Source organism: Pseudomonas sp. FW300-N2F2, from assembly GCF_017351655.1.
Taxonomy (GTDB): Bacteria; Pseudomonadota; Gammaproteobacteria; order Pseudomonadales; family Pseudomonadaceae; genus Aquipseudomonas; species Aquipseudomonas fluorescens_AA.
In genome coordinates, this window is record NZ_JACNDQ010000001.1 from 149,701 (window position 1) to 166,817 (window position 17,117).

The following is a 17,117-nucleotide window of genomic DNA, read 5'->3' on the forward strand; positions in this document are numbered from 1 at the left end:
GTGGCGCGCCCATCGCGAGCAAGCTCGCTCCCACATTCGACCTCATTCTTCCTGACGAAACTCGGTCAACTGTGGGAGCGAGCTTGCTCGCGATGAGGTCCAGTCAGGCGCTGCAGAATCATTTGCCCAGCTTACGCAACTCATCCGACTCCACCACCCGCACCCCATTCTGCTCCTCCAGCGCCAGGCGCCACATGGCCCGGGCCAGTTGGCAGGCTTCGATGCCGTGGTACTTGCCTGGGATCAGCTTCGACAACGGCCCGGCCAGTTGCTCGGCCAGGCGCGGTTCGACGCGGTCGCCCAGCAGCAGGGAAGGGCGGCAGATGGTCAATTGCGGCCAGTCCTGGGCCTTGAGGGCCGCCTCCATCTCACCCTTGACCCGGTTGTAGAAGATCGATGACTTGGCGTCGGCTCCCAGGGCACTGATCACCACCAGGTGCCGCGCGCCCAGTTCCCGGGCGCGCTTGGCAAATGCCACCACCAGGTCCAGGTCCACCGCGCGAAAGGCTGCTTCAGAGCCGGCTTTCTTGAGGGTGGTGCCGAGGCAGCAAAAGGCGATGTCGACCTGGCCGCTGAGTTGAGGGAACACCTGGGCCGGTTCCCCCACCGGGTTTTTCAGGCGCGTGTGTTCGGCCAGCGGCCGGCGGGTGGGGGCCAGGACCCGGGTGATGGTCGGCTCGTTGAGCAGCCGGTCCAGTAGATGTTCCCCGGTCAGCCCGGTGGCTCCGGCGAGCAAAACATGCTGAGGCGTCAAGTACATAGTGTTTCCCCCTTGATACGGTTCAGCTTAGTTGCTCTTTGTGGCCTCGTCGTTCAATGCAGTACTTTGCAATGCTTTCCGGGCCTGCTGTTTGCGCAGCAGTTGCCAGTGGGAAAGGACCGTCCTCGGCGCCCACATCTGCGGTTCGGAGGCTTCGAAATTGTCTGCCTGCTCCCGTTCGGCCACGGTGGCCTTGGCCCGCTTGAAAGCCTGCTCCAGGTCGTCGGTCTGGTTCAATGCCTGGGCGAACAGCGCATCGCCGAAGTAGGTGAAGTTGGCTTCCTCGGAGCAGCCGAAGGACACCCGGTCGGCCCGGGAAGCGGTCATGATCAAGGTGCGTTCATCCTTGAGCGCCGGGATGAAGCCGCCGGAGTAGCAGGCCGAGATCACCACGATCTTGTCGCGGTTCTTCAGCGGCGCCAGGACCACGGCCAGTTCATCGGCGGGCAGGTCGGCCAGTTCCATGCGCGGCTGGTCGAGCACCAGTTCATGCTCGCTGGTGCCGTGGCTGGTCAGGTAGATGAAAATCAGGTCTTCCGGGCCGCTGCGCTCGGCCAGGGTGGCGGCGGCGCGGCGCAGGCTTTCGCGGCTGGCCATGGGCCGGTCGCCGAGGTGATCGCGGTGGTTCACCAGGCGGATCTGCCCGAACGCGCCGAAACGGCTGGCGAGCATGTTGGCGACATAGTCGGATTCGCGCAGGAACACGCTTTGCTTGCCGTCGCCACCCAGGGTCAGGCTGTACAGCTCCACCGCCGGGGTCGAGGCCGGGATGTTGGCCAGGGCCTCCTCCAGCAGGCGGCCCTGGGCCAGCAGGCCAAGTTCGAGCACATCCGGCAACAGCCTGCCGTCCGCGTCGCGCACCCGTTGGCCGTTGGCCCAGGTGCCGCTTTGCACGGTGCCATCGGTGAGCACCAGGGTGCCGTGTCCGTGGTAGCTGTCGCTTTCGAACTGGCCGATGTAGAAACTGCCGTCGGGCAGGTTCAGGCGGCCCTGGCCAGTAAAGCGCCAATCGTTGAATTGACCGAGGTAGTGGCTGCCGTCGGCGCCGATCAGTTCGCCCTTGCCGGTCAGCGCACCGTCCTTGAACCGGCCGATCCAGACATCGCCGTCGGCATTTTCGTAGCGACCGCGACCGTTGAGCTGGTTGTTCCTGAAACCGCCGATGTAGACATCGCCATCGGCGCTGTTGAAGGTGCCTTTGCCCTGCAGTTGCCCGTCGACAAAATGGCCGGTGAACTGGTTGCCGCTGGCGTCGAAGCGCTGGCCTTCACCGTTGGGCTTGCCGTTGACGAAGGGGCCTTGGTACTGGCTGCCGTCGTCGAGTTCCAGGCGCCCGAGACCGGAATAGCGGTCGGCCTTGAACTCGCCCCGGTAGGTCATGCCGTTTTCCTTGAGCGTCCCTTCACCGTCCCGTCGCCCCAGCTTGAAGCCGCCGGTGTAGCTGCTGGAGGGTGTGGTCAGGCTGCCCTGGCCGTGGAACAGGCCCTGGTGGAACTGGCCGCGATAGACCTCGCCATTGCTGCCGTGCCATTCCCCGGTGCCGTGCCACTGGCCCTTGTCGAACTGCCCGGCATACCAACTGCCGTTGGGGTAGTCGATGCGCCCTTGGCCTTGCAGCAGCCCGTCCACCAGATCGCCGCGATAGCGGCCGCCGTCGGGCAGGCGCGCGTCGGGCGGCAGCGGCGATTCGCCGCCGCCACAGGCGGTGAGCAACAGGGTCAGGGTCAGTGGGACGAATAAGCGCATAACGGGATCCAGGTCATCAGGCCACGAGTATGCCGCAGCTATGCGCATTGAATATAGGGAAGCGATGCGAAACTGCACGAGCGGTTTCGCGACCGCGCAGGTTTACACGAAGCAGAGCGACAGCGGCTCGGCGATGTAGGCCGGTTTTTCCGAACCTTCGATTTCCAGCGTGGCGCTGGCCTTGAGCAGCCATTGGCCGGGTTTTTTCTCGGTGGCGTCCACCAGGTCGACCTTGAGCCGGACCTTGGAATCGACCTTCACCGGTTGGATGAAACGCACGCTGTCCAGGCCGTAGTTGACGACCATCTTCACGCCTTCGGGCAGGATCAGGATGTCTTCCATCAGCTTGGGCATCAGCGACAGCGACAGGAAACCGTGGGCGATGGTGCTGCCGAACGGGGTCTGCGCGGCCTTGACCGGGTCGACGTGGATGAACTGAAAGTCGCCAGTGGCTTCGGCGAACAGGTTGATGCGCGCCTGATCGATCGTGAGCCATTCGGAACGTCCAAGTTCCTTGCCGACATAATCTTTGAGCGCTGCAACGGGGACGTAGGGCATTGAGACTCTCCTTGGGTTCATCGGTTTTACTTTTTCTGGAGCGGGGATTGGCGTCCCCGAAAAACCACTGTAGATCAACATGGCGTGCAAGTAAGGTCACTGAACATGCTTTTTACGAATGCCGACCCATAGCGCGGGCATGCTTATAATGCCGGCGCATTCTTTGCAATTCCGTTCATTTAACGTGTGCGTTTGATTCCGTGGCGAGGGAGCTTGCTCCCGCTTGAGTGCGAAGCACTCATGAAATGGGGCCGCTGCGCAGCCCCGCGGGAGCAAGCTCCCTCGCCACACAATCACGCCGCTCGCTTGAGTGAACCGAATTGGCGCGTTCATTGGGGCTGTTGCAGGGGGAGAGAGCGGATGTTGCTACGGGGCCTGACCTGGCTGGTGTTTTTTCAATTGCTGGGCACTGCGATCAATCATGTGTTCTTGCCGGTGCTGCCGGGGCCGATCATTGGCCTGCTGTTGCTGCTGGGCTATCTGGTGATGCGCGGTGAAGTCAGCGAACCGTTGAACCTGGCCGCCAGTAGCCTGCTGCGTTACCTGCCCTTGCTGCTGGTGCCGCCGGCGGTGGGGGTGATGGTCTATGCCGGGGCGATTGCCGCCGATTTCTGGGCCATCGTTGGCGCGTTGACCTTGTCCCTGGTGCTGTCCGTGGCGCTGACGGGCGTGCTGATGCAGCGCCTGGCCCGCCGTCACGTCGCCGCCCCGGAGGACAGCCAATGATGCTCGACTGGCAGGGCGCCTGGACCTCGGTGATCCACCATCCGCTGTTCGGCATCGGCATTACCCTGGGTGCCTATCAGTTGGTGTTGGCGGCGTTCGAAAAGACCCGCTGGGTGTTCCTGCAACCGGTGTTGATGTCGATGGTGCTGTTGATCGGCGTGTTGGTCGGCTGCGGCATCGGCTATGCCGAGTACCGCAAGAGCACCGAGATCCTCAGCATTCTGCTGGGCCCGGCCACGGTCGCCCTGGCGGTGCCGCTGTATTTGAACCTGCGACGGATCCGGCAGTTGTTCTGGCCGATTTTTACTACGCTGGTGATAGCCGGGGTGTTTGCCACGGGCTCCGCGGTGGTGTTGGGCTGGGCTTTTGGCGCCGAGCACATGATCCTGATGACCATGGCGCCCAAGTCCGTGACTTCGCCGATCGCCATGCTGGTGGCCGAGCAGATCGGCGGCGTGGCGGCCATGGCGGCGGTGTTCGTGTTGATCACCGGTGTACTCGGGGCGATCCTCGGTCCGAGTATTCTGACCCGCTTGGGGGTCCATAGCCCCGAGGCCCGGGGGATGGCCCTGGGGCTGGCGGCCCATGCGGTGGGCACGTCGGTGGCGTTGCAGGAAAGCGAGGAGTCGGGTGCCTTTGCGGCGCTGGCGATGAGTCTGATGGGCGTGGCCACGGCGGTGCTATTGCCGTTGGTGGTGTCGATGACCGTTTAAGGATCTGGTTATGAGCTTGCCGCTTTTCCCGTTGAACACTGTGCTGTTCCCCGGTTGCATCCTCGACTTGCAGATTTTCGAGGCGCGTTACCTCGACATGATTGGGCGCTGCATGAAAAAGGGCGAAGGCTTCGGCGTGGTGTGCATCCTCGATGGCGAGGAAGTCGGCCTCGCGCCTGAAGGCTTCGCGCAGGTCGGTTGTGAAGCGCGCATCACCGATTTTTCCCAGCAGGACAATGGTCTGCTGGGCATTCGCGTGGAGGGTGGACGGCGCTTTATCGTTCATGGCACCAGCGTCCAGGCGGATCAACTGATGGTCGCTGAAGTCGAGTGGCTGGAGGAGGAGCCGGAGCAACCGCTGCAAGAGGAGGACGCTGACCTGGTGGCGCTGCTCAAGGCCCTGGCCGAGCACCCGATGGTCGAGGCCCTGAACATGGGCACCGAAGCGACCGGCCAGCAATCGCTGGCCAATCAACTGGCTTACCTGCTGCCGTTCAATGAGCTGGACAAGATCGACCTGCTGCAACTCGACGACCCGCAACAGCGCCTGGATGCGATCCAGGCGCTGCTCGATGAGCTGCAGGGCGAACTCTTCGCCTGACACCACCAAACAGCACTGATCCCCTGTGGGAGCGAGCTTGCTCGCGATAGCGGAGGGTCAGCTTGCATCAATGGTGAATGTGCAGCCGTCATCGCGAGCAAGCTCGCTCCCACAGTGGTTTCGGGCTGCGCCAGGAATCTCCTGTGGGAGCGAGCTTGCTCGCGATTGCCTAATAGGCATACCGCAACATCGCATGGGGCAAATGCCGCAGCGCGAAGAAGCTGAACACCGCCACCAGCGCCGGCAGAATCAACCACCAGACTTTCGGTGGCATGGCCGGCAGCGGGCTCTGGCGCTGGCTCAGCCACAGGGCGGCGGCACAGATGCTGGCGGCCAGCATGGCGCCGGCGACGATGTCGCTCGGCCAATGGGCGCCCAGGTAGACCCGCGACAGGGCGATGGCCAGCGCCGGCAAGCAGCCCAGCAGCAGCCAGGTCAGGCGCAGGCGTGGCGGTTGACCGCGGCCGGCCAGGACGGCAAGGGTCAGGAACAGCGCGAACGCCCCGGAGGCGTGGCCGCTGGGCATGCTGTAGCTGGTCAGCGGGTCGGTGAGGATTTCCGGGCGCATCCGGGCAAAGAAGTGTTTGCTGCCGGTATTGGCCAAGGAGGTGAGCAGCATCGTGCCACCGGCGAAGATTGCCTGGCGCCATTGGCGCGCCAGCAGCAGTAACCCTGTCAGTAGGGTGCTGAAAATCAGCATGTTGCGGAATTCGCCGATCAGCGTGAAGGTCACGGCGATTTCGTCCAGCGTCGGGCTGCGATGCTCCTGGACCAGGGCCATCAAGCCCTGGTCGAACGCCGTCAGGTAACGAAAGCCGATGAACAGGCCGATCAGGATCACCAGGCCGATGCCGGCGATCAGCGCCGTGGCATGGCGATGGCGACGCAGGGTGCTGTTGACGCTCAGCCCGATCATCACCGCGATGCTGCCGATGACCACGCCGGCCTGTGGCCAGAACCCTTCGGGCAATGGCAGGCGGAATGCCGCCCCGGTGGCCCAGCCCGGCAGCAGGTAGGCCACGGTCCAGCCCGCCGCGGCCAACACGCTGACGGCGGCGAAGCGCGGGAACGGCATGTCGCACATCCCGGCCACCATCGGCAACATGGGTCGCAACGGGCCGATAAAACGCCCCACCAGCAGGCTGGCGATGCCGTAGCGCTGGAAATAGTTTTCCGCGGCGCTCATCCACTCAGGGTGATGCCGCAGCCCGGGCAGGCGGCGGATGTTCTGGTGGAAGTGCCGGCCAAGGAAATACGACACCAAGTCCCCGAGCAAGCCGCCGAGCAGGCCCAGCAGCAACGTCTCGCCCAGGGACAACGCGCCGCTGCCGGCCAGAACCGCGATGGCAAACAACAGCACCGTACCCGGCACGATCAGGCCAGCAATGGCCAGGCATTCCACGCAGGCGACGATGAACACCGCCACCGCCAGCCATTGCGGGTTGACGGTCAGCCAGCCGGTGATGCTATCGAGCCATGGGCCCATAAGGACAACTCCATTGAATAGTGATTGGCATGCACTGAACCCCCTGTGGAATTCTGTGGTGAACACAAAACCTGTGGCCACTGAAGATCAACTGTGGGAGCGAGCTTGCTCGCGATTGCGGAGGGTCAGTCAACATCAATTCTGCTGACCCGACGCTATCGCGAGCAAGCTCGCTCCCACAGGGTTGTGCGGTGTGTTCATGAAAGCAAAAAATAATCACGCCCTTCGACCTGCCCCCGTCGCAGCGGGTTACGGGTGCACCACGGTGCGTAGGCGGCATCGACGAAGCGATAGGGCAAGTGTTCATCCCGTCCCAATGGAATACCCAGGCGGGTGGTCTGGATCGCGTTGACCGTTGGCACGCCCGCATCTTCCACCAGCAAGCGCTCGGGGTCGAAGCGTTTGGCGTCCCAGTCCGGCACTTTCAACCCCAACGCTTTGCACAGCAGGGTCTGGCCGGCACAGAGTTTCTGCGGTGTGCGCGGCCGGCCTTGGGCTTCGGGGTTGTTCAATAGCATCTGCGCCAGGCTCGCCGGCCCGGAAAGGGTATCGACCCACGGGTAAGCCGATTTGATCAGCACTGCATTGCCTGGACCCTGGGCGCTGAAGTTCAGCGAATCGCCGCCCCGGGCGTAGTACATATAGATGTGCCCTCCATCCAGAAACAAAGCCTTACGCTTTTCCGTGTAGCCCAGCGAGGCGTGGCTGCCTTTTTCGGCAAAGTAATACGCCTCGGTCTCGATGATCCGCGCGCTGAGCCACAGCTCGCCGACCTTGTGGCGAATGACTTTGCCCAGCAGGTCTTTGGCAAGGACCTGGGCGTCGCGGTCGAAAAAGGCGTGGGGCAGGGCGTTGGGCGATGGCAAATCGGTCATGGCGATAGACGAAGTGAGGCCAAAGGAAGCGCGATGATAGCAATGGAAAGCTTAATCACCGCTGAACACTCGCTTCAACCGGCTGTTTACGCCTGTTTTACTTCTCCGCCGGTCACCACTGCGAGTCCATGCTGTTAGTCGAGGGTTACGACAGCTATAATCTGCCGCTTTCCCCATCGCCAAGACCACACAGACCATGACTGAGTCCGTTCTTGACTACATGACCCGCCTGGGTCGCGCCGCTCGCGAAGCGTCGCGCATCATCGGCCGGGCCAGCACCGCGCAGAAAAACCGCGCCCTGCAGGCCGCCGCCAATGCGCTGGACGCTGCGCGCGCCGAGTTGTCCGCCGCCAACGAGCTGGACCTGGCCGCCGGCCGGGCCAATGGCCTCGAACCGGCCATGCTCGAGCGCCTGGCGCTGACCCCGGCCCGCATCGACGGCATGATCGTCGGTCTGCGCCAGGTCGCGGCCCTGCCGGACCCGGTCGGGGCGATCCGCGACATGAGCTACCGCCCGTCGGGCATCCAGGTCGGCAAGATGCGCGTGCCCCTGGGCGTGGTCGGGATCATCTACGAGTCGCGGCCGAACGTGACCATCGACGCTGCGAGCCTGTGCCTGAAGTCGGGTAACGCGACCATCCTGCGCGGCGGTTCCGAAGCCATCCATTCCAACCGTGCCATTGCCGCCTGCATCCAGCGCGGCCTGGCCGAGGCCGATCTGCCGGCGGCCGTGGTGCAGGTGGTGGAAACCACCGACCGCGCTGCAGTCGGCGCCCTGATCACCATGCCCGAGTTCGTCGATGTCATCGTGCCACGTGGCGGCAAAGGCCTGATCGAACGGGTCAGCCGTGACGCCCGCGTGCCGGTGATCAAGCATCTGGACGGTATCTGCCACGTCTACGTCAGTGCCCACGCCGAATTGCCCAAGGCCCAGCGCATCGCCTTCAACGCCAAGACCTACCGCTACGGTATCTGCGGCGCGATGGAAACCCTGCTGGTGGACCAGGCCGTTGCCCAGGACTTCCTGCCGTCGATGGCCGCCCAGTTCCGCGAAAAAGGCGTCGAACTGCGCGGTTGCGAGCGTACCCGGGCGATCATCGAGGCCGTCGCGGCCACGCAAGAAGACTGGGACACCGAGTACCTGGCGCCGATCTTGTCGATCCGCGTGGTCGACGGGCTGGACCAGGCCATCGAACACATCAACCGCCACGGCTCGCACCACACCGATTCCATCGTAAGTGAGCACCAGGGCGAAACCCGGCGTTTCGTGGCCGAAGTGGATTCGGCGTCGGTGATGATCAACACCCCGACCTGCTTCGCCGACGGCTTTGAATACGGATTGGGTGCCGAGATCGGCATTTCTACTGATAAGCTGCACGCCCGCGGCCCGGTGGGCCTCGAAGGCCTGACCTGCGAGAAGTACATTGTGGTCGGTGACGGCCAGTTGCGCGGACAGGAGCCGGTCTGACTTGGGCGACCTCGACCCGTCAGCCGCTGTGACGACGACAACTCCGCCCCGGCGCATCGGTATCCTGGGCGGCACGTTCGACCCGGTGCACATCGGCCATTTGCGCGGTGCGCTGGAAGTCGCCGACGCCCTGGCCCTCGATGAGCTACGCCTGACGCCCAGCGCCAGGCCGCCTCACCGGGACACGCCGCAGGTGTCGGCGCAGGACCGTCTGGCGATGGTCGAGTGCGCGGTGGCCGGTGTGGCACCGCTGGTGGTGGATGCCCGCGAATTGCAGCGGGACAAACCGTCCTACACCATTGATACCCTGGAGCTGATGCGCGCCGAACTGGCCGTTGAGGCCCAGGTTTTTCTGCTTCTGGGCTGGGACGCATTTTGCGGCCTGCCCACTTGGCATCGCTGGGAAGAGTTGCTCCAGCATTGCCACATCCTGGTGTTGCAACGCCCGGATGCCGACAGCGAGCCGCCGGATGCCTTGCGCAACCTGCTGGCGGCCCGCTCGGTGAGCGACCCGCTGGCCCTGAAAGGGCCGAGCGGACAGATTGCATTCGTCTGGCAGACGCCGCTCGCGGTATCCGCCACCCAGATCCGTCAACTGCTGGCCAGCGGTAAGTCGGTACGTTTCCTGGTGCCCGACGCGGTCCTGGCCTACATCGATGCGCACGGGCTTTACCGTGCGTCGAACTGAAAAAGGCGCGCTTCAAGGCACGTGAATGCGTGTAGCGAAGCGCCCGAACATACGAGCAAAACGAGTTTTATATGACTGACAAAGACGTAAACAAAGTAAAGCGCAAGGGCACGTTCAAGAGCGCCCCGCTGCCTGTAGAGGCGCATACCGGCGTGGCGCTGGTCGGCGAAGAGCTGGTCAAGGTGGCCGTGGCGGCCCTGGAAGACGTCAAGGCCCAGGACATCCAGGTGATCGACGTTCGTGAAAAGCAAAGCATCACGGACTACATGATCATCGCCACCGGTACCTCCAACCGCCAGATTGGCGCGATGCTGGACAAGGTCCGCGAAGCGGTCAAGGCCCAGGGCGTCAAGCCGCTGGGTGAAGAAGGCAAGGGCGACAGCGACTGGGTACTGTTGGACATGGACGATGTCATCGTGCACATGATGACCGCCTCGGCACGTCAGTTCTACGACCTGGAGCGCCTGTGGGCCGGTGCCGAGCAGAGCCGTTCGGCCAGCGCCGCGCATCACAGCCCGGAAAACCCCCATGAGCACTTCACCAAGCTCAACAAAGACCAGCAATAAGGGACCGCTGTGCGACTGCGCCTGATCGCCGTCGGTTCTCGCATGCCCAAGTGGGTGGAAGAAGGCTGGCATGAATATGCCAAGCGTCTTCCCTCCGAGCTGGCCCTGGAACTGGTGGAAATTCCGCTCAACACCCGTGGCAAGAACGCCGACGTGGCGCGTTTCATCCGCCAGGAAGGCGAAGCCATGCTGGCCAAGGTCGGGCCGAACGAGCGCATCGTCACCCTCGAAGTCCATGGCAAGCCCTGGAGCACCGAGCAGTTGGCGGTGGAACTCGATCGCTGGCGGTTGGACGCGCGCACGGTCAACTTCATGGTCGGCGGCCCGGAAGGGCTGGCGCCGGAAGTCTGTGCCCGGGCCGATCAGCGCTGGTCGTTATCGCCGTTGACGTTGCCGCACCCGCTGGTGCGGATCCTGATCGGCGAACAGTTGTATCGTGCCTGGACAGTCCTGTCCGGGCACCCTTACCACAAGTAATCCTGCCCCATGCCCCAGCCGATCCGCATCAAGGACCACGAAAAAGACGCCCGTCTGGTACGGGGCCGCGTCGTGTTCGGTGCTATTACGGTGGTGACGCTGATCGGCGTGCTGATTGCGCGCTTGTATTTCCTCCAGGTGATCCAGTACGAGTACCACTCCACCCTGTCGGAAAACAACCGGGTGCACGTGCAACCGATTCCGCCGACCCGCGGGCTGATCTTCGACCGCAACGGCGTGGTGGTGGCGGATAACCGGCCCAGCTTCAGCCTGAGCATGACCCGCGAGCGCTCCGGTGACTGGCAGCAGGTGCTCGACGTGATTGTCGAAGTGCTGCAACTGACGCCCGAGGACCGGGCGATCTTCGAGAAGCGCATGCGCCAGGGCCGACGGCCGTTCGAGCCGGTGCCGATCCTGTTCGAGCTGACCGAAGAGCAGATCGCCCTGATCGCCGTGAACCAGTTCCGCCTGCCCGGCGTCGAGGTGGTGGCGCAGTTGGTGCGGCATTATCCCCAGGGGCCGCATTTCGCCCACTCGGTCGGCTACATGGGACGGATCAACGAGAAAGAGCTCAAGACCCTCGATCCGGTCAATTACAGCGGCACCCACCATATCGGCAAGACGGGTATCGAGCGCTTCTACGAGCCTGAACTGCATGGCCAGGTGGGTTACGAGGAAGTCGAGACCAACGCTCGCGGTCGCGTATTGCGGGTGCTCAAGCGCACCGATCCGATCCCCGGCAAGGACATCGTCCTGAGCCTGGACATCAAGCTGCAAGAGGCCGCCGAAGCAGCGCTGGGCGGACGGCGCGGCGCGGTGGTGGCGCTGGACCCGAACACCGGCGAGGTACTGGCGATGGTCAGCCAGCCGAGTTTCGACCCGAACCTGTTCGTCACCGGCATCAGCTTCAAGGCCTACGCCGAGCTGCGCGATTCCATCGACCGGCCGCTGTTCAACCGTGTGTTGCGCGGTCTCTATCCGCCGGGCTCGACCATCAAGCCGGCCGTGGCGATTGCCGGGCTGGACTCCGGCGTGGTGACCGCTTCGAGCCGGGTCTACGACCCGGGTTATTACCAGTTGCCGAACTATGACCACAAGTACCGTAACTGGAACCGCACCGGCGACGGTTATGTGGACCTGGAAACGGCGATCATGCGTTCCAACGACACCTACTTCTATGACCTGGCCCACAAGCTGGGGATCGATCGGTTGTCGTCCTACATGAACAAGTTCGGTCTCGGCCAGAAAGTCTCCCTGGACATGTTCGAGGAATCCCCCGGCCTGATGCCTTCGCGCGAATGGAAGCGGGCGACCCGGCGCCAGGCCTGGTTCCCCGGCGAAACCCTGATCCTGGGGATCGGCCAGGGCTACATGCAGGCCACGCCACTGCAGTTGGCCCAGGCCACGGCGCTGGTGGCGAGCAAGGGCAAGTGGTATCGCCCGCACCTGGCCAAGACCATCGAAGGCCAGAAGCCGGTGGACCCGGACCCGATGCCGGACATCATCCTGCGCAACCCGTCGGACTGGCAGAAGGTCAACAACGGCATGCAGCAGGTGATGCACGGCGCCCGTGGTACCGCCCGCAAGGCGTCCATCGGTGCGCAATACCGGATTGCCGGCAAGAGTGGTACGGCCCAGGTCGTCGCCATCAAGCAGGGCGAGAAGTACGACCGCTCCAAGGTCCAGGAACGCCACCGCGACCACGCCTTGTTCGTCGGTTTCGCGCCGGCCGACAACCCGAAGATCGTCGTGGCGGTCATGGTCGAGAACGGCGAGTCGGGTTCCGGCGTCGCCGCGCCGGTGGTGCGCCAGATCATGGACGCCTGGCTGCTGGATGAGCACGGCCAGCTCAAGCCTGAATACGCGAGCCCCATCACTGCGGAGGCTACGGCCCGTGAAGAATAATTTCGACCGGATCCTCTCCAGCGAAGACGTGATGCGCCGTCGCGCCACCTTGTTGCAGCGCATGCACATCGATGGCCCGTTGCTGATCCTGCTGCTGACCCTGGCCGCCGGCAGCCTGTTCGTGCTGTATTCGGCCAGCGGCAAGAGCTGGGACCTGTTGGCCAAGCAGGCCACCTCGTTCGGCATCGGCCTGGTGTCGATGATCGTGATCGCCCAGCTCGAGCCGCGGTTCATGGCGCGCTGGGTGCCACTGGCCTATGTGGTGGGGGTCTGCTTGTTGGTGGTGGTGGACATCATGGGCCACAACGCCATGGGCGCCACCCGCTGGATCAACATACCCGGGGTGATCCGCTTCCAGCCTTCGGAATTCCTCAAGATCATCATGCCGGCGACCATCGCCTGGTACCTGGCCAAGCGTTCCCTGCCGCCGCAGCTCAAGCATGTGTGCATCAGCCTGTTGCTGATCGGCATCCCGTTCATCCTGATCGTCCGTCAGCCGGACCTCGGCACCTCGCTGCTGATCCTGGCCGGCGGCGCCTTCGTGCTGTTCATGGGCGGGCTGCGCTGGCGCTGGATCCTCAGCGTGATCGCCGCCGCCGTGCCGGTGTCGGTGGCCATGTGGTACTTCGTGATGCACGACTACCAGAAGCAGCGGGTGCTGACTTTCCTCGACCCGGAGAGCGATCCGCTGGGCACTGGCTGGAACATCATCCAGTCCAAGGCCGCCATCGGCTCCGGCGGGGTGTTCGGCAAGGGCTGGCTGATGGGCACCCAGTCGCACCTGGACTTTTTGCCGGAAAGCCACACCGACTTCATCATCGCCGTCATGGGCGAGGAGTTCGGCCTGGTGGGCATCTGCGTGTTGCTGCTGATCTATCTGCTGCTGATCGGCCGGGGGTTGGTGATCACCGCCCAGGCCCAGACGCTGTTTGGGAAATTGCTCGCGGGCAGCCTGACCATGACGTTTTTTGTTTATGTTTTCGTCAACATCGGTATGGTCAGTGGCCTGTTGCCGGTCGTGGGGGTGCCGTTGCCTTTCATTAGCTACGGAGGAACTTCGCTGGTGACCCTACTGTCAGCGTTTGGGGTTTTGATGTCGATTCATACGCATCGCAAGTGGATCGCGCAGGTTTGAATAAGGTGAAGAGTTCAATGCAAGCAATGCGCGGCTGGTCGACGCGATATGCGCCGTGGATCGGCCTGGTCGGCTTCCTGGGCAGTGCGTCGCAGGCCTTGGCCGGTGAATACGAAGGCTCGCCCCAGGTGGCCGAATTCGTCGGTGAGATGACCCGCGACTACGGTTTTGCCGGTGAGCAGCTGATGGGGGTGTTTCGCGAGGCCGAACGCAAGCAGTCGATCCTCGATGCGATCTCCCGGCCCGCCGAGCGGGTCAAGCAGTGGAGCGAGTACCGGCCGATGTTCATCACCGAGGCGCGTATCGCCCGGGGCGTGGACTTCTGGCGCCAGCACGAGGCCGCCCTGGCCCGTGCCGAGCAGGAATACGGCGTGCCGGCCCAGTTCATTGTGTCGATCATTGGCGTCGAGACCTTCTTTGGCCGCAACACCGGGAATTTCCGGGTGATCGACGCGTTGTCGACCCTGGGCTTCGATTACCCGCCGCGTGCCGAGTTCTTCCGCAAGGAGCTGCGCGAGTTCCTGCTGCTGGCCCGTGAAGAGCAGGTCGATCCGTTGACCCTCAAGGGTTCCTACGCCGGGGCCATGGGCCTGCCGCAATTCATGCCCAGCAGTTTCCGCGCCTACGCGGTGGACTTCGACGGCGACGGCCACATCAATATCTGGACCAACCCGACCGATGCCATCGGCAGTGTCGCCAGCTATTTCAAGCGCCACGGCTGGGAAGCCGGCCAGCCGGTGGTCAGCCGTGCCGACGTGCGTGGCGAGCAAGTGGACGAGGGCCTGACCGAGGGCATCGAGCCGACGAAAACCGTCGGGGAGTTGCGGGCGTTGGGCTGGTCGAGTCATGATGCGCTGCGTGACGACATGCCGGTCACCGCGATGCGCCTGGAAGGCGAACAAGGCCCCGAATACTGGATGGGCCTGAAGAATTTCTACGCGATTACGCGTTATAACCGCAGCGTGATGTACGCCATGGCCGTATATCAACTGTCTGAAGAGCTGGTCAAAGCACGGGGCGTCAAATAATGCGGGCATTGCCTACCTATCAACCCCTGAAGCTCGTGGCGTTGGCCGCGCTGTCGCTGTTGGTCGTCAGTTGTTCGACCAGCCGCGCGCCGGCCCAGAAAAACACCACCGCCGTACGCGCGACGCCGGGCCTGGACATCAACCGGGCCCACAAGGACGGCGCGCCGTGGTGGGACGTGGATGTCTCGCGCATCCCCGACGCCACGCCGACCCTGCACACCGGTCCCTACAAGGCCAACCCGTACACGGTGCTGGGCAAGACCTATTTCCCGATGGCAGAGTCCAAGCGCTACGTGGCCTCGGGCACGGCGTCCTGGTACGGCACCAAGTTCCATGGCCAGAACACCGCCAATGGCGAGGTCTATGACCTGTATGGCATGAGCGCGGCCCACAAGACCCTGCCGCTGCCCAGCTATGTGCGGGTGACCAACCTGGACAACAACAAGAGCGTGATCCTGCGGGTCAATGACCGTGGGCCGTTCTATTCCGACCGCATCATCGACCTGTCGTATGCGGCGGCGAAAAAACTCGGTTACGCTGAAATCGGCACCGCCCGGGTCAAGGTCGAAGGCATCGACCCGCAGGAATGGTGGGCCCAACGTGGCCGTCCGGCGCCTTTGATGCTCAACGAGCCGAAAGTGGCGCAAAATGCCGCGCCAACCGTGACGGCGTCCACCGGCACGGTCGAACAGTGGACACCACCGCCGCAGCAACACGCCGCGGCCGTGCTACCCGTGCAGATCGATGCAAAAAAAAACGCTTCTGCAACAGCGTCTGGCCAGTTTCTGCAAGTGGGCGCGTTCGCCAACCCGGACGCTGCCGAGCTGCTGAGGTCGAAGCTAAGCTCGATGGTGAGCGCCCCGGTGTTCATCAGCTCGATCGTGCGCAACCAGCAGACACTGCATCGGGTGCGCCTGGGGCCGATCGGTTCTCCGGGTGAAGTCCAGCAGGTGCAGAACAGTGTGCGCCTGGCCAATCTCGGTTCGCCGAGCCTGGTCACCGCTGAGTAATTGAATGAGGCCCGCTGGCGGTTGGAGCGGGTCAGGTTGTTGGCTCCATGAATAATAAAAGCCCGGCAAGGGCAGTGAGTGAGCAACTTAAATACGCGGCAGCTCGTTAGAAAGCTGCCTGTTTCAGTTTTGCCTTCGGGCAGTCCCATTAGCGATTTCGAGAGACGGATGAACATCACCACCTTTGCCAAACGCCTTTGCCTGCTAGTCCCGCTGCTTCTCTCACCGGCCGCGTTCGCGGTCGAGATGATGCCGGCTCCCCCTCAATTGGCCGCCAAATCCTTTGTGCTCATGGATGCCAGCAGCGGCGAGGTGCTGGTAGAGAACAACGGTGACCAGCGCCTGCCACCGGCCAGCCTGACCAAGCTGATGACCGCCTACATCGCCACGCTGGAAATCCGTCGCGGCCAGATCGGTGAAAACGATCCGGTGACCGTCAGCGAAAACGCCTGGCGCACCGGCGGTTCGCGGATGTTCATCAAGGTCGGTTCGCAAGTGACCGTCAGCGACCTGCTGCACGGCATCATCATCCAGTCCGGCAACGACGCCAGCGTCGCCCTGGCCGAGCACATCGCCGGCAGCGAAGATGCGTTCGCCGACATGATGAACAAAACCGTGGCCGACCTGGGCATGACCAACAGCCACTTCATGAACCCCACCGGCCTGCCGAACCCTGAGCACTATTCGTCGGCTCACGACATGGCGCTGCTGGCCCGGGCAATCATTCATGAAGACCCGGCCCACTACGCCATCTACTCCCAGAAGGAGTTCTTCTGGAACGGCATCAAGCAGCCTAACCGCAACCTGCTGCTGTGGCGCGACAAGACCGTCGATGGCCTGAAGACCGGTCACACCGACGAAGCCGGCTACTGCATGGTGTCTTCGGCTGTGCGTGATGGCATGCGCCTGATCGCCGTCGTCTTCGGCACCAGCAGCGAAGTGGCCCGTGCCGCCGAGACCCAGAAACTGTTGACCTACGGCTTCCGCTTCTTCGAAACCCAGACCTTCTACCAGAAGGGCACCGAACTGGCCCAGGCCCAGGTCTGGAAAGGTTCGAGCAACCAGGTCAAGGCCGGCCTGGCCCAGGACCTGACCATGACCCTGCCTAAAGGCCAGCTCAAGAAGCTCGCTGCCAGCATGACCATGAACCCGCAACTGACCGCTCCCATCGCCAAGGGCGACGTGATCGGTAAAGTCGAAGTCAAACTGGACGACAAAGTGGTGCACAGCGCTGACCTGATCGCTCTGGACGCGGTCGAGGAAGGTGGTATCTTCCGCCGCATCTGGGATAGCATCCGTCTATTCTTCTACGGCTTGTTCAACTGATCGAAGTGTTGACCTGCATGGCCTCGTTCCCATCCGGAGCGGGGCCATG

The 17,117-nt window shown here is 63.3% G+C and carries 17 protein-coding genes; 12 read left to right on the forward strand and 5 right to left on the reverse strand.

The features are described 5' to 3' along the window. Positions 1–118 precede the first annotated feature (118 nt). The 3 genes from J4E63_RS00720 to J4E63_RS00730 all read right to left on the reverse strand — a co-directional run bounded on the left by J4E63_RS00720 (position 119) and on the right by J4E63_RS00730 (position 3,064). On the reverse strand, positions 119–760 hold the full coding sequence (locus J4E63_RS00720; RefSeq protein ID WP_192263509.1) for an oxidoreductase: 642 nt from the start codon (positions 758–760) through the stop codon (positions 119–121). A 27-nt stretch (positions 761–787) separates the two neighbouring features. Beyond that, positions 788–2,506 carry a C13 family peptidase gene (locus J4E63_RS00725; protein ID WP_207280688.1) on the reverse strand — a complete coding sequence of 573 codons (1,719 nt, stop codon included), beginning with the start codon at positions 2,504–2,506 and terminating at the stop codon, positions 788–790. A 102-nt stretch (positions 2,507–2,608) separates the two neighbouring features. Further along, positions 2,609–3,064: a MaoC family dehydratase gene (locus J4E63_RS00730; RefSeq protein WP_207280689.1), complete on the reverse strand. Its 456-nt coding sequence runs from the start codon at positions 3,062–3,064 to the stop codon at positions 2,609–2,611. Positions 3,065–3,424: 360 nt separating this feature from the next. Between J4E63_RS00730 and J4E63_RS00735 the strand changes: the two genes are divergently transcribed. The 3 genes from J4E63_RS00735 to J4E63_RS00745 are packed head-to-tail and all read left to right on the forward strand — an operon-like array spanning position 3,425 to position 5,104. Continuing rightward, the gene (locus tag J4E63_RS00735) at positions 3,425–3,790 is read left to right on the forward strand and encodes a CidA/LrgA family protein (protein ID WP_192263513.1); all 366 of its coding nucleotides are present in this window, start codon (positions 3,425–3,427) and stop codon (positions 3,788–3,790) included. Next, positions 3,787–4,503, forward strand: a complete 717-nt coding sequence (locus J4E63_RS00740; RefSeq protein WP_060740473.1) for an LrgB family protein — start codon at positions 3,787–3,789, stop codon at positions 4,501–4,503. The genes J4E63_RS00735 and J4E63_RS00740 overlap by 4 nt, the downstream gene beginning before the upstream one ends. A gap of 10 nt (positions 4,504–4,513) precedes the next feature. Further along, a complete protein-coding gene (locus J4E63_RS00745) occupies positions 4,514–5,104 on the forward strand; it encodes an LON peptidase substrate-binding domain-containing protein (protein ID WP_192263518.1) in 591 nt (196 codons plus the stop codon). Between the two features lie 169 nt (positions 5,105–5,273). Here the strand turns inward: J4E63_RS00745 and J4E63_RS00750 are convergent, their stop codons facing one another. Further along, on the reverse strand, positions 5,274–6,590 hold the full coding sequence (locus J4E63_RS00750) for a bifunctional DedA family/phosphatase PAP2 family protein (RefSeq protein ID WP_207280690.1): 1,317 nt from the start codon (positions 6,588–6,590) through the stop codon (positions 5,274–5,276). Between the two features lie 197 nt (positions 6,591–6,787). Next, the gene (locus J4E63_RS00755) at positions 6,788–7,465 is read right to left on the reverse strand and encodes a DNA-3-methyladenine glycosylase (protein ID WP_207280691.1); all 678 of its coding nucleotides are present in this window, start codon (positions 7,463–7,465) and stop codon (positions 6,788–6,790) included. Positions 7,466–7,661: 196 nt separating this feature from the next. Here J4E63_RS00755 and J4E63_RS00760 point away from each other — a divergent pair, with 196 nt between their 5' ends. The 9 genes from J4E63_RS00760 to J4E63_RS00800 all read left to right on the forward strand — a co-directional run bounded on the left by J4E63_RS00760 (position 7,662) and on the right by J4E63_RS00800 (position 17,068). After that, positions 7,662–8,933, forward strand: coding sequence for a glutamate-5-semialdehyde dehydrogenase (locus J4E63_RS00760; protein ID WP_060740477.1), 1,272 nt, complete (start codon positions 7,662–7,664; stop codon positions 8,931–8,933). Position 8,934: 1 nt separating this feature from the next. Continuing rightward, positions 8,935–9,621 (forward strand): nicotinate-nucleotide adenylyltransferase, encoded by a 687-nt coding sequence (nadD, locus tag J4E63_RS00765; protein ID WP_060740478.1) that lies wholly within the window; start codon positions 8,935–8,937, stop codon positions 9,619–9,621. 71 nt (positions 9,622–9,692) lie between these two features. Then, a complete protein-coding gene (gene rsfS, locus J4E63_RS00770; protein WP_058543147.1) occupies positions 9,693–10,187 on the forward strand; it encodes a ribosome silencing factor in 495 nt (164 codons plus the stop codon). A gap of 9 nt (positions 10,188–10,196) precedes the next feature. After that, positions 10,197–10,664, forward strand: a complete 468-nt coding sequence (gene rlmH / locus J4E63_RS00775; protein WP_047229490.1) for a 23S rRNA (pseudouridine(1915)-N(3))-methyltransferase RlmH — start codon at positions 10,197–10,199, stop codon at positions 10,662–10,664. Between the two features lie 9 nt (positions 10,665–10,673). After that, on the forward strand, positions 10,674–12,569 hold the full coding sequence (mrdA, locus tag J4E63_RS00780; protein WP_060740479.1) for a penicillin-binding protein 2: 1,896 nt from the start codon (positions 10,674–10,676) through the stop codon (positions 12,567–12,569). A 31-nt stretch (positions 12,570–12,600) separates the two neighbouring features. After that, the gene (gene rodA, locus J4E63_RS00785) at positions 12,601–13,704 is read left to right on the forward strand and encodes a rod shape-determining protein RodA (RefSeq protein ID WP_060743125.1); all 1,104 of its coding nucleotides are present in this window, start codon (positions 12,601–12,603) and stop codon (positions 13,702–13,704) included. A gap of 17 nt (positions 13,705–13,721) precedes the next feature. Continuing rightward, positions 13,722–14,732, forward strand: a complete 1,011-nt coding sequence (gene mltB, locus J4E63_RS00790; protein ID WP_053125663.1) for a lytic murein transglycosylase B — start codon at positions 13,722–13,724, stop codon at positions 14,730–14,732. Beyond that, on the forward strand, positions 14,732–15,742 hold the full coding sequence (locus J4E63_RS00795) for a septal ring lytic transglycosylase RlpA family protein (RefSeq protein WP_060740481.1): 1,011 nt from the start codon (positions 14,732–14,734) through the stop codon (positions 15,740–15,742). The genes mltB and J4E63_RS00795 overlap by 1 nt, the downstream gene beginning before the upstream one ends. A gap of 168 nt (positions 15,743–15,910) precedes the next feature. Then, positions 15,911–17,068: a D-alanyl-D-alanine carboxypeptidase family protein gene (locus J4E63_RS00800; RefSeq protein ID WP_060740482.1), complete on the forward strand. Its 1,158-nt coding sequence runs from the start codon at positions 15,911–15,913 to the stop codon at positions 17,066–17,068. Positions 17,069–17,117: the final 49 nt, after the last annotated feature.

Coding starts and splice junctions, on each gene's coding strand:
- J4E63_RS00730 (WP_207280689.1), bottom strand. CDS start 3,064: ATGCCCTACGTCCCCGTTGCAGCGCTCAAAGATTATGTCGGCAAGGAA.
- J4E63_RS00755 (WP_207280691.1), bottom strand. CDS start 7,465: ATGACCGATTTGCCATCGCCCAACGCCCTGCCCCACGCCTTTTTCGAC.
- J4E63_RS00750 (WP_207280690.1), bottom strand. CDS start 6,590: ATGGGCCCATGGCTCGATAGCATCACCGGCTGGCTGACCGTCAACCCG.
- J4E63_RS00735 (WP_192263513.1), top strand. CDS start 3,425: ATGTTGCTACGGGGCCTGACCTGGCTGGTGTTTTTTCAATTGCTGGGC.
- mltB (WP_053125663.1), top strand. CDS start 13,722: ATGCAAGCAATGCGCGGCTGGTCGACGCGATATGCGCCGTGGATCGGC.
- J4E63_RS00725 (WP_207280688.1), bottom strand. CDS start 2,506: ATGCGCTTATTCGTCCCACTGACCCTGACCCTGTTGCTCACCGCCTGT.
- J4E63_RS00800 (WP_060740482.1), top strand. CDS start 15,911: ATGAACATCACCACCTTTGCCAAACGCCTTTGCCTGCTAGTCCCGCTG.
- J4E63_RS00740 (WP_060740473.1), top strand. CDS start 3,787: ATGATGCTCGACTGGCAGGGCGCCTGGACCTCGGTGATCCACCATCCG.
- mrdA (WP_060740479.1), top strand. CDS start 10,674: ATGCCCCAGCCGATCCGCATCAAGGACCACGAAAAAGACGCCCGTCTG.
- J4E63_RS00720 (WP_192263509.1), bottom strand. CDS start 760: ATGTACTTGACGCCTCAGCATGTTTTGCTCGCCGGAGCCACCGGGCTG.
- J4E63_RS00760 (WP_060740477.1), top strand. CDS start 7,662: ATGACTGAGTCCGTTCTTGACTACATGACCCGCCTGGGTCGCGCCGCT.
- rsfS (WP_058543147.1), top strand. CDS start 9,693: ATGACTGACAAAGACGTAAACAAAGTAAAGCGCAAGGGCACGTTCAAG.
- J4E63_RS00795 (WP_060740481.1), top strand. CDS start 14,732: ATGCGGGCATTGCCTACCTATCAACCCCTGAAGCTCGTGGCGTTGGCC.
- rodA (WP_060743125.1), top strand. CDS start 12,601: ATGCGCCGTCGCGCCACCTTGTTGCAGCGCATGCACATCGATGGCCCG.
- J4E63_RS00745 (WP_192263518.1), top strand. CDS start 4,514: ATGAGCTTGCCGCTTTTCCCGTTGAACACTGTGCTGTTCCCCGGTTGC.